The sequence below is a fragment of the Shewanella sp. 125m-1 genome (assembly GCF_052977065.1).
Map to the genome: position 1 here is coordinate 26,451 of NZ_JBRILT010000012.1, position 11,603 is coordinate 38,053.

Here is an 11,603-nt window from a genome sequence, read left to right on the forward strand (position 1 = left end):
AAATGGCAGATCTTCGTCAACAAGCCCTCGATTATCATGAATTCCCCGTTCCAGGCAAAACAGCTGTTTGCCTAACTAAACCCGCAGAAACCAGTATGGATCTCGCTCTGGCTTATAGCCCGGGTGTAGCAGAGCCTGTACGTGAAATTGCGGCTAATCCAGACAATGCTTACCGTTATACAGGTAAAGGCAACACAGTTGCTGTTATCTCTAACGGTACGGCAATTTTAGGTCTAGGTAACTTAGGCCCGTTGGCATCTAAGCCTGTAATGGAAGGCAAGGCTTTGCTTTTCAAACACTTTGCTAATATTGATGCTACAGATATCGAAGTAAAGCACAGAACATCTGAAGAGTTCATTAACACAGTTGAAGCGATTGCCGACACATTTGGCGGTATTAACCTTGAAGATATCAAGGCGCCAGAATGTTTTGAAATTGAAAAGGCACTGATTGAGCGCTGTAATGTACCTGTATTTCATGATGATCAGCACGGTACTGCAATTGTAACTGCTGCAGGTATGCTTAATGCACTTGAGATTCAAGGCAAGTCTATCGAAGACGCAGTGTTTGTCTGTATGGGCGCTGGCGCAGCTGCGATCGCTTGTATGACCATGATTGTTAACTGTGGTGCTCAGCGTGAAAACGTATACATGCTAGACAGAAAAGGCGTTATCCATACTCGTCGTGACGACATTAATGAGTATAAGGCGCTATTTGCTAACAACACTGATAAGCGCACGCTGCAAGATGTGATTAAAGGTGCTGATGTATTTTTAGGTCTTTCTGGTCCAGATGTTTTAGCTGCTGAAGATGTTGCCTTAATGGCAGATAAGCCAGTGATTTTTGCTTGTTCTAATCCAGATCCAGAAATCAAACCCGAAATTGCTCATGATGTTCGTAAAGACTTAATCATGGGGACGGGCCGTAGCGACTACCCTAACCAAGTTAACAACGTACTTTGCTTCCCATTCATTTTCCGTGGTGCGCTAGATGTGCGTGCTTCAAGAATCAATGATGAGATGAAGATTGCCGCTGTACACGCAATCGCTGCTTTGGCAAAAGAGCCGGTACCGGCTTCAGTACTTGCAGCCTATCCAAATATTGACTCACTAGAGTTTGGTCCAGAATACGTGATCCCTAAACCAGTTGATGCGCGCCTTTTGCCTAATGTGGCCAAAGCGGTTGCGATTGCAGCAATTGAATCTGGTGTTGCAGTGATTAAAGAATTACCTGCAGGCTATATGGAGTCATAAGCACTCTATTTGTCGAGAAAAGGAGCCTAATGGCTCCTTTTTTGTTGCCGAGAGTTTTTCGATTACTGTATAACTGAAGGCTAGCAAGGTAAGGTTGGCTTACGTCATTCTCCATCGCCTTGAGGATGCAGGTTTAGATGCAACAATAAGATCCAGCAGGAAGCGGACAGATGAAACTGACTCGAATTCTTACAAAAAAACTGACTAGCTTTTGGCTTATGTCACTGGCAGGTGTCGCGTTCATCTGTTTTTTGACCGCTATGGTTAGCTTTATTCAACTGACCTATACCTTTCAGCAGCAAAAGGTTACCGAACTAGAAAACTTACTTGAACAACAGGTTGAACACCAGGTAGCGCAGCAAAATAGTGGGCAGATTAATGCGTGGTTACCGCCTTTACTTAATGCGTATCGTGCGCAGGCCTTTACGTTATCGACAGGCAAAGACGTTATTTTTGAGTATCATTCACCGACTCCTCAACGAGGCGGGGTGAACTATCACAGTCAACTCGCTGGTGGCAAGTTGTCGATGAAGCTTACTTTACCTCAACCATTTAGTCGCGCTGATATTGGCTGGTATGAATTACTGATTATTGTCATCGGCTGCCTTGCTGTATTCCTATTTGTACGTTTTGGGTTTCGCTGGTTCTCACTGCACCTTGAAGGGATTGAGCATTTAGCGCAACGCTCAAGTCTTATTCTGTCGGGGCAGTATGATAAAGCGTTGGCCGAAAAGGGGCATGGTAAGCCGAGGTTAATCAATCGAGCGTTAACGCACCTGCTGTTAGAGCTTGATGATGCGCATAAAGAGCGTGCTCGATTTGATCAGTTTATTCGTTCTAATACATTTTTAGATGCAGAAACAGGCATAGGTAATAGTTTGTTTTTGAAAAACCGCTTGGATGCGTTAAGTAATCACTCAGGTATGATGACGCCAGGTGTTTTGTATCTGTTTGAGATGGAGGATTTAGACTTACTCGGTAAAGAGTTAGCTGATCACGAGGTCGACGAGCTGCTGTTACAGTTAATTAATACCGTAAACCAAATCTTAGCGGATAAAGCGAATAGCATTTTCTCAAGACGTTCATACAATCAATTTGCTGTCGTCGTGCCACAAATATCTCAAGCTGAGGCCGATCAGCTCGCCGCTAAGTTACTGCGTTTGAGCCTTAATCAACTCAATACATTTATCCCACTTCCAGACGACTTTATACATTTAGGTGGCGCTTACTTTAAAGTCGGTGATGATAAGGATGCGTTAATGGAAGAGGCTGAACTCGCGCTGCGCTCCGCTCAATTCCAGGGCGGGAGTAGTTGGTTTATGTACGACAAGGGCTCGGTTGACGGTGACTTGTCAAAAGGCTCTGTACGTTGGCGAAGTTTTCTTGAGAATGTATTGGTGAGCAAAAGAGTATTTCTTTTTTCGCAGCCTGTCGTAGACAGTGACTCGCTGGCTCATCATCAAGAAGTAACCTGCCGCCTACGAGATACGCAGGGTAACTTAGTCAGGGCAACGCTATTTTTACCTATGGCGATAAAGTGCGGTCTGACACCACAAATTGAACGTCAGGTCATCGAGATGGTGATGTTTGATATATTGCCTAAACACAAGGATAACAGCTTAAAATTTAGTATTAATTTGAGCTTGGATACCTTAACCAGCCGCGCCTTCGTACGCTGGTTGAAGACGACACTGCTTGAGTACCGACATTTAGCTCCAAGGCTTATTTTTGAGGTGAATGAAGCGATTTTAGTTAAGCATCAGAAGCAGCTTATAGCACCTTTAGATATGATCAATAAAATGGGGTCGAGCATCTGTGTCGATCGTGTGGGTCAACAAGTTGTGAGCACTGAGTATATTCACCATTACCCTATATCGTTAATTAAGCTTCATCGCTCTATCGTTAATCAAATACATCTACGAGCAGAAAATCAGCTATTTGTTAGAAGCTTAATTGCAGGTTTATTTCGCACCGATGTACAGGTGTGCGCAGAAGGGGTTGAAGTGTTTGAAGAGTGGCAAACATTACAAATTTTAGGCGTGAGTGCTGGACAGGGGAGCTTTTTCAGTGAGCCGATCGAAGAGGTATAGTTTGTTTCGTATTTTGAGGTGATTGTTACTAGATATTCTTAATTTAGGGTTTTATCTATAATAATCAGGGATAACTCGCTACACTAATGGCATAATAAGAGTCTTGCGCTATCGAGATAAGAACTCGCAGTATTTAATATACACATTTATTTACTCAACATCGTTTTACTCACTTATTTAGATTCGATTTAGGGTCATTTTTTTAAGGCATGGATTAATGGAAGAAAGCCTGTTAGATAAAATCCAGTTTTGGCGTAAACCTGCACCTACATTAGCGTTAGGTGTTTATGTTTGCGCCGATAAAATATCCGTGTTTCAAGCATCGACAGCTCAGACAGATGCAAAAGCAATGACTTTCTCTTTTAGTCATCACGACTGGCAGCAAGCTTTCTCTCAATTGGTGAGTGAGTTTGGTGTTGCGAAAATTCAAATTGTACTGGCTGCAGACTTTTATCAACTATTTTTGGTGGATAAGCCAAATGTACCAGTAGAAGAGCTCAATGCAGCACTGCTTTGGTCTGTAAAAGATCTTGCTGCCCAACCTGTCACAGATATTCACTTGGATTACTTTGAATCATCAAAACAAACCACCAATAAAGTTAATGTGGTTGTTACAGAGAAACCCCTACTCAGCTCGTTGTTATTAGCCGCCAAAAATGCAGGCTTGCTCATCAGTGGTGTCTCGATTGAAGAGATGGCGATGAGTAATTTATTTGATGATAACCAAGCTCGGTTAGTATTAAGTCACCGTGAAGGGCAAGAGTTATTATTGACGGTTGTCAGGGCAGGCGAAGTCTTTATGCAACGACGGGTAAGGGGCTTTTTACAAATCGATAAGATTTCGGCTGAAGATTTAGCTTATGGCGTTGCTGACAATTTAAGTTTAGAGATCCAGCGCTCGATGGATTATTTTGAGAGTCAGCTACGTGAGGCGCCTGTATCCTCGATAGAGTTAGTCATGGATGGGCAGTGTGAACACCTTGCAAGCTTGATCAGTAGTAACTTTAACCAAAGTGTGACTCCTCATAAAGGCGCTTCTGTTGACGCAACGTTTGCTGAGTTGGCTTTAGCTGAAACGATGCGAGGTCAGCAGTTATGAAACTAAGAGTAAACCTCTATTCTGAAACCCTATTTCCGCCTGAATTGCGTTTATCCTTTTCACGGTTAAGCCGAGCGATGCTAGCGGTTGTCGTGGTACTCTTATTATCCAGCGCGGCTGTATTTGCGTTAAATTCTAGCCTTGAGTCTGACAAAGCGCAGTTGATGCAAGATAAGCAACGGCTTGATTCAGATAAAAAAGACCTCGAGGCTGCTTTAGCAAAGCGAGGACCAAGTGAAGCCTTGGTTGCAGAGGTGAATTTAAAAGCGCAGCAGCTGGAATTGAAACAGAAACTGTTTGGTAAGCTCAGCCAGCAAGAAGTATTAACTAGCTATGGCTACTCACCATTAATGACCGATCTTGCTCGCGTTGCAGACTCGAGTATTTGGCTGAACCGCATTCAGGTTAATGAAAAAAGCTATATTTTCGAAGGTTTTACCTCTAGCCCTGAAAGCGTCCCCTTATGGATTGAACGCTTAAAAACCACCACGACACTCAAAGGTCATGCCTTTGCGACAATGACCATGAATCTAGGTGAAAATCAGCCGCTTGCCTTTAAGCTAACAAGTGATGCCACTCCTACAGGTAAGGAGTTGATTAAATGAAGCAGCAGTGGGTTAAATTAACAGAAAAATTTGACGCCTTAAGTCAGCGAGAGCGAGTATTAATCGCTGCTGCGGGGCTGATTATTACGGGTTTATTGTTTTATATCCCACTCGAGTCGACGTTGAAACAGCACAGTCAACTCAATGAGCAGATCCGAGCGATTGCAAGCGAAAACAGAATTTCTGAGCAGCAAATAGAGCTCTATGAAGAGAGTCTTCGCAAAGATCCAGATGAAGAATATCGTCAGCGTTTAAACAATATTAACCAACAAAATAAGTCAATTGATAAGCAGCTTTCTTATCAGATGGTCGATATGGTGCCTGCGGATCATATGCCAACCTTATTGGCAGGCTTGCTGTCTAAAATAAAAGGCATTGAGCTGAAATCTTTTACTTCAATTGCGCCAACTCCGTTATTAGAGGTGGGGGACGATAAAAAAGTTAACTTATACAGCCACGGTATACATCTTGAATTTGTTGGTGACTACTTTGCGGTAATGCGGTTTGTGGAAGCGGTTGAAAATATGCCTAACAAACTGTACTGGCGCAGTATGGACTATCAAGTCGATACCTATCCAAAGGCCTCTGTTTCATTAGAACTTTATACCTTGAGTATTAATAAGGACTTTATCAGTGTTGCCAAAAAAGATTAGTGCGCTATTGATTGGGTTTCTGTGCAGTACTTTAGGTTTTAACCTTAATGCTGCAGCGCTGCGTGATCCTACAAAACCAGGTCATTTATCGGGTAAAACAACCTCGGTGAAAGCCTCATCAAACACCAACTTAGTGCTCAATAGTATCGTGCTGAAAGGTAGCTCTGCTTACGCTGTGATAAATAATCAAATTTTCACATTAGGTGGAAGTGTAAAAGGTGTCAAAATCGTGAAAATTGGTAAAGACACGGTGTCATTAGCTGACGGTCGTAAGTTGACTTTGTTTCCAGCTGTAACAGATCTTAAGGGACAATAATTAAAATGCGCTCAATAATCTATATCACCCCTTTGCTGTCATTATTGCTAGTGGCTTGCCAAACAGTTGACAGACCTAATCCGGTAGCGTCTAAAGAGGCATTGGCTGAGGCTATAGTCGATGATAAAGCGGCAAATACTACGCCTCCGCCTGCAGTGATGCCTGATGATGTTCAGCGTGAGCTGTCATCAGATAACTTGTTGCAAGGTTTTGCACCAGCAAGGCCGACTGAGCGACGTTTTGATGTTTCAGCTAACAATGTCGATGCTAAAGTCTTTTTTCCAAGTCTTGCTCAAGGTACGCCGTTAAGCGTTGCTGTACACCCTGATGTGACAGGCAAAATTTCATTGTCTTTAAAAAGCGTGACGTTGCAAGAAGCGCTACAAGTCGTTGAAGATATCTATGGCTATGAAGTGAGCCGAGAAGGGCGCATATTGCGTATTTTCCCTGCTGGCATGCGAACCGAAACCTTTTCATTAAATTATCTGTATATGGAACGCCAAGGCTTATCGTTAACGTCGGTGAGTTCGGGTCGTATTTCAGATAATGATTCAAATTCTAATGGCAACAGTAATAGTAACGGCAGCAATAATAGTAATTTCAATAACTCGTCAAGCAGTGACTCAGGTTCAAATAGCGGTTCAAGCGATCAAACCAATGGCACCTTTATCCGCTCTGAGACTAAATCAGATTTTTGGGGTGAGTTAAAAGAGACCTTAGTATCGATTATTGGTAACTCTGGTGGTGGACGTCAAGTGGTGGTGACACCACAGGCGGGATTAGTGACTATCAGAGCGTATCCAAATGAGATCCGTCAGGTACGTAACTTTATCAAAACCGCAGAAAGCCATTTGCAACGTCAAGTCATCTTGGAAGCCAAAGTGCTTGAGGTGACGCTATCTGATGGCTATCAACAGGGGATCCATTGGGAGAGTGTGCTAGGCCATGCTGGTAGTACAGATATTACCTTTGGCACGAGCCCGACTACTGGTCTTAGCGATCAAATTTCTAGCGTACTAGGCGGAGTGACATCTATTAAGCTAGATGGCTCTGACTTTAGCACCATGATTAGCTTGCTCGATACCCAAGGTGACGTGGATGTATTATCAAGCCCACGAGTGACCGCGTCGAATAACCAAAAAGCGGTTATTAAGGTCGGTACTGATGAGTACTTTGTAACTAACGTATCTTCAACAACCGTTGCAAGTAATACCCCAATCACTACTCCAGATGTTGAATTAACACCATTCTTCTCTGGTATCGCGCTTGACGTTACGCCGCAAATTGATGAGCAAGGTAATGTATTGCTGCATATCCATCCTTCAGTGATAGACATTAAAGAGCAAACCAAAATTATTAAGATCTCCGGTAGCACATTAGAGCTGCCTCTTGCACAGAGTGAGATCCGCGAATCAGACACTGTGATTAAGGCTGCTAGTGGTGATGTGGTAGTGATTGGTGGTTTGATGAAGAGTGAGAACAAAGAGATTGTCTCTAAAGTTCCATTACTTGGTGACATTCCATATCTAGGTGAAGCCTTTACTAACCGTGCAAACTCCACCGTTAAGACCGAGTTAGTTATTTTGCTTAAACCCATTGTTGTCGGTGCTAACACATGGGAAAACGAATTGAAGCGTTCTCAAGAGCTGCTTGATCGTTGGTATCCTGAGGAGCAATAAGCTTGTATCTGCAGCATTTTGGCTTAACAGAAGTCCCATTTTCACTTACACCGAATACGGGATTCTTCTTTGGCCTTGCCCCGCACGTAGAAGCCTTACAAGTGCTGCAAACAGCGTTACAGACTGGTGAGGGCTTTATAAAAGTTACTGGTGAGGTCGGAACGGGTAAGACACTCATATGCCGTAAGCTGATGAACGATCTACCTGAACGTTTTCATTGTGCGTATCTGCCTAATCCTTACTTAACGCCTGATGAATTACGCTGGGCTGTGGCGATGGAGCTTGGTCTAAAGCATTCAAGCCAAATAGATCAGCAACAGTTAACAGGCCTAATTCAGCAACAACTTATGGCACTAAGCGCACACGGCCACTCGATTATTTTAGTGCTCGATGAAGCGCAGGCTTTACCAGATGAAAGTCTTGAAGCGCTACGCTTATTTACTAACTTAGAAACCGAAAGCCGTAAGTTACTGCAGGTGGTGTTATTTGCCCAACCAGAGCTCGATGAACGTTTGGCGCAAAACAAATTTAGGCAGCTAAGGCAAAGGATCACTTTTAGCTATTGCTTACGTCCATTAACGCTTGATGAATCTGCTGCCTATATTCAACACCGGTTGAGTGTCGCGGGCAGTGAAAATGGATATCTATTCAGTGAGCTCTATGCGAAGCGTATTGCAAAGGCGGCCAGAGGGATCCCACGCTTGATTAATGTGTTGTCCCATAAAGCGTTATTGGTAGCTTTCGGGGAAGGTAGATCCAAAATTGAGCGACATCATGTCGATGCCGCCATCGCAGATACAAGTGATGCTACAAACAATCAAGGTTTAGCGGTTAAATGGGCTATAGCTCTAGCTGTGATAACAGGCATTTCAGTCAGTTTATTTTATTGGTTTAAAGGAGGCGTAATATGAGCGTAATCAACAAAATGCTCAAAGATTTAGATAAGCGCCAACAGCCTCACGGCCTCGAAAGTATGGCTACGTCGCCCATCGCACACAAAGTGAATTCAACACCGAAGCGAGCTTTGGTGCTAACAAGTATATTGTCTCTATTTATCGGTGGCTTAGTGGTCTTTTTAGCGACGGGGTCGTTGCAGTCAGATCCAGGGATAGGACTGAATGCTAATCAAGCCGATATTCAGCCATTAGCAACAAATACTGAGGCTGTGAAAACAGCAGAGGGTAAGGCCGAGGTTGCTAAAACGATAACTGCAGAGCAGCTTGAAATTAAGCTTGAGACTAAACCTGAAGTTAAAGCTGAAGTTAAAGCTGAAGTTAAAGCTGGGTCTAAATTAATAGAACCGGCTCAGATAGCATCAACAGTAGAAACCTCAACCATAGCGAGTCCTATAGCAGAAGATTTTGAGTCCAAGGCGGCACAGCCAATCGAAACACCAGCACAGGTAGTTGCGAAGCGCGAACCTAAGGTTAAGGATGAAGCTAAGGCTAAGGATGAAGCTAAGGTTAAGTTTAAGCAAACAGATAGTGCCAATGAGCTTGCAGCGTCGCCCTCACAGATGAATATCGCACCAGCCAGCAAACGTTCGAGCGAATTGTATAGCGGCGGCAATATGGCAGTCAAAGAGGTGAAGCTGTCTGCCGAGCAGCTTGCCAAAAAGCAGATGATGTTGGCAACCGACGCACAGCAGCAAGGTCAGCACCTGGATGCCTTAACTTATTACGAAGCAGCGCTGATGTATAACCCTGCGTTGCACCAGGCTAGAAGACAGGCGGCAGCCTTATATTATGGCCAAAATAAATTAGCCCAAGCGGCGAAGCTATTAGAGCAAGGCCAGCTGTTATTCCCACAAGAATACGAGTTTTCATTGTTATTAGCGCGGGTCCTGCAGGCGGGGGGGCAAAATGAGCAAGCACTTAAAAGCTTAGCGCTGATCCCTGACACCAGTGATTTAGCGATAAAAAAGTGGCATCAGCAAAGTGATTTAGCTCAAAAGCAGAAGGATTATCCCGTTGCCGAGCAAAGTTTTAGGCTGCTAGCCAAGAGTGAACCTAATCAAGGGCGCTGGTGGATGGGGTTAGGTTATGCGTTAGATGCCCAGCAACAATATACCGAGGCAAAGTTGGCTTACAACCAAGCCTTGTCGCAAGGCAATCTATCAGCGCAGGCTAAAGTTTATGTAGATAATCGATTGCTGCAGTTAGGAGCGTACTAGTGAAACCTAAGTTAAAGATGCGATTAGGTGATCTGCTTGTTCAAGAGCACATCATTTCAGAAGCGCAATTACAGCAAGCATTAAGCGAACAGCGAAATACGGGAAAGAAACTTGGGCGCACGCTAATTGACTTGTCATCGATCACTGAGCAGCAACTACTGCAGTTTTTGTCGCATCAGCTCAACATTCCCTTCCTCGATATTAGTAAGCGTGCCATCGCTACCGAAGTGGTTAGCTTACTGCCTGAGGTGCAGGCTCGTCGATATCGCGCCTTAGTTGTCGAAGATAAGGGTGACAGCGTGCTAATCGCTATGAGCGATCCTGCCGATCTACAGGCCATGGATAACTTAGAACTGTTGCTAGCACCTAAGAGTATTTCAATTGCGGTTGTGACTGAAGAGCAGCTATTGGATGCGTTTGATAATCTCTATCGACGTACCGATGAAATTGCGCAAATAGCGGGTAGGTTGGAAGAAGAATACGCCGCTGATGATCTATTTGATCTGGGCAGTTTGACCGAGGGTGATAGCGACAACGAAACCACGGTTGTTAAACTGCTACAGTCCATCTTTGAAGATGCAGTGCAGATGCGAGCATCAGATATTCATATTGAGCCAGGTGAAAAAACGTTACGCATTCGTCAGCGTATCGACGGTCAGTTACATGAGAATATTTTGCCTGAAGTCAGCATCACAGCGGCATTAGTATTGCGTTTAAAGTTGATGGCAGGATTAGATATTTCCGAGAAGCGATTGCCTCAAGATGGCCGTTTTCACATGGAAATTAAAGGGCATAAGATTGACGTACGTATGTCGACAATGCCGATCTACCACGGTGAGTCTGTGGTGATGCGTTTGCTGGATCAATCTGCAGGTCTACTGACACTAAACGAAACGGGTATGCCGCCAGAAATGCTGGCGAGGATCCGTCGTCAAATCAAGCGTCCTCACGGAATGTTACTGGTTACCGGGCCGACTGGTAGCGGTAAAACTACCACTCTTTACGGCGTGTTGAGCGAGCTTAACACCGCAGATCGCAAGATCATTACGGTCGAAGATCCAGTAGAATATCAGTTACCTCGTATTAATCAGGTTCAAGTTAATCATAAAATTGGCCTCGATTTTTCTAATGTACTTAGAACCACGTTACGACAAGATCCCGACATCATTATGGTCGGTGAGATGCGTGACCAAGAAACGGTAGAAATTGGTCTACGTGGTGCATTAACCGGTCACTTTGTACTGTCGACTCTGCATACTAACGATGCGGTAACCAGTGCGCTGCGTTTGCTCGATATGGGTGCTGCAAGCTACTTAGTGGCGAGCGCGCTAAGAGTCATCATTGCTCAGCGATTAGTGCGCCGTGTGTGCCAAAACTGCGCCATCGACTACCATCTCAGCGCCCAAGACAAGGCCTGGCTATCTAGCGTGAGTCAGCTCGATTACTCACAAGCCACATTTAAAATAGGTACGGGTTGTCAAAGCTGTAATGGCAGTGGTTATCGCGGCCGTATTGGTGTGTTTGAGATCTTAGAGCTTGATGAGCCTATGATTGAGGCGATGCGTAGTGGTAACCCACAAGACTTTACTCACGCAGCTTACCAGAGTCCAAACTTTACTCCGCTTGCAAAGTCGGCCCTAAAATATTTAGCACAGGGCATGACGACCATAGAAGAGGTCGCCAAGTTGGTTGAAGATGTTAGCGATAATTCATTAGATTTGGGTGAGGCTTAAAC

10 protein-coding genes are annotated in these 11,603 nt (G+C 44.2%); all 10 read left to right on the top strand.

Annotated features, from left to right (window positions below; genetic code table 11):
* Window positions 1-2: 2 nt before the first annotated feature.
* Window positions 3-1,253: a malic enzyme-like NAD(P)-binding protein gene (locus ACVBIK_RS07750; RefSeq protein WP_447159783.1), complete on the top strand. Its 1,251-nt coding sequence runs from the start codon at window positions 3-5 to the stop codon at window positions 1,251-1,253.
* A 170-nt stretch (window positions 1,254-1,423) separates the two neighbouring features.
* Complete coding sequence (gene csrD / locus ACVBIK_RS07755; protein ID WP_447169422.1) at window positions 1,424-3,343, top strand: RNase E specificity factor CsrD; 1,920 nt, start codon at window positions 1,424-1,426, stop codon at window positions 3,341-3,343.
* A gap of 217 nt (window positions 3,344-3,560) precedes the next feature.
* Window positions 3,561-4,442 (top strand): MSHA biogenesis protein MshI, encoded by an 882-nt coding sequence (locus tag ACVBIK_RS07760; protein WP_447169423.1) that lies wholly within the window; start codon window positions 3,561-3,563, stop codon window positions 4,440-4,442.
* On the top strand, window positions 4,439-5,047 hold the full coding sequence (locus ACVBIK_RS07765) for a PilN domain-containing protein (protein WP_447159780.1): 609 nt from the start codon (window positions 4,439-4,441) through the stop codon (window positions 5,045-5,047). Before ACVBIK_RS07760 ends, ACVBIK_RS07765 begins: the two co-directional genes overlap by 4 nt.
* A complete protein-coding gene (locus ACVBIK_RS07770; RefSeq protein ID WP_447159779.1) occupies window positions 5,044-5,700 on the top strand; it encodes an MSHA biogenesis protein MshJ in 657 nt (218 codons plus the stop codon). The genes ACVBIK_RS07765 and ACVBIK_RS07770 overlap by 4 nt, the downstream gene beginning before the upstream one ends.
* On the top strand, window positions 5,681-6,016 hold the full coding sequence (locus ACVBIK_RS07775) for an MSHA biogenesis protein MshK (protein ID WP_447159778.1): 336 nt from the start codon (window positions 5,681-5,683) through the stop codon (window positions 6,014-6,016). Before ACVBIK_RS07770 ends, ACVBIK_RS07775 begins: the two co-directional genes overlap by 20 nt.
* Before the next feature lie 5 nt (window positions 6,017-6,021).
* Complete coding sequence (mshL, locus tag ACVBIK_RS07780) at window positions 6,022-7,695, top strand: pilus (MSHA type) biogenesis protein MshL (RefSeq protein ID WP_447159777.1); 1,674 nt, start codon at window positions 6,022-6,024, stop codon at window positions 7,693-7,695.
* A gap of 2 nt (window positions 7,696-7,697) precedes the next feature.
* Window positions 7,698-8,606: an ExeA family protein gene (locus ACVBIK_RS07785; RefSeq protein WP_447159776.1), complete on the top strand. Its 909-nt coding sequence runs from the start codon at window positions 7,698-7,700 to the stop codon at window positions 8,604-8,606.
* Complete coding sequence (locus tag ACVBIK_RS07790; protein ID WP_447169424.1) at window positions 8,603-9,868, top strand: tetratricopeptide repeat protein; 1,266 nt, start codon at window positions 8,603-8,605, stop codon at window positions 9,866-9,868. The genes ACVBIK_RS07785 and ACVBIK_RS07790 overlap by 4 nt, the downstream gene beginning before the upstream one ends.
* A complete protein-coding gene (locus tag ACVBIK_RS07795; RefSeq protein ID WP_447159774.1) occupies window positions 9,868-11,601 on the top strand; it encodes a GspE/PulE family protein in 1,734 nt (577 codons plus the stop codon). Before ACVBIK_RS07790 ends, ACVBIK_RS07795 begins: the two co-directional genes overlap by 1 nt.
* Window positions 11,602-11,603 lie beyond the last annotated feature (2 nt).

Bases quoted from the DNA above. Each gene is read 5' to 3' on its own strand.
- ACVBIK_RS07750 (WP_447159783.1), top strand. From the start codon at position 3: ATGGCAGATCTTCGTCAACAAGCCCTCGATTATCATGAATTCCCCGTT.
- csrD (WP_447169422.1), top strand. From the start codon at position 1,424: ATGAAACTGACTCGAATTCTTACAAAAAAACTGACTAGCTTTTGGCTT.
- ACVBIK_RS07760 (WP_447169423.1), top strand. From the start codon at position 3,561: ATGGAAGAAAGCCTGTTAGATAAAATCCAGTTTTGGCGTAAACCTGCA.
- ACVBIK_RS07765 (WP_447159780.1), top strand. From the start codon at position 4,439: ATGAAACTAAGAGTAAACCTCTATTCTGAAACCCTATTTCCGCCTGAA.
- ACVBIK_RS07770 (WP_447159779.1), top strand. From the start codon at position 5,044: ATGAAGCAGCAGTGGGTTAAATTAACAGAAAAATTTGACGCCTTAAGT.
- mshL (WP_447159777.1), top strand. From the start codon at position 6,022: ATGCGCTCAATAATCTATATCACCCCTTTGCTGTCATTATTGCTAGTG.
- ACVBIK_RS07790 (WP_447169424.1), top strand. From the start codon at position 8,603: ATGAGCGTAATCAACAAAATGCTCAAAGATTTAGATAAGCGCCAACAG.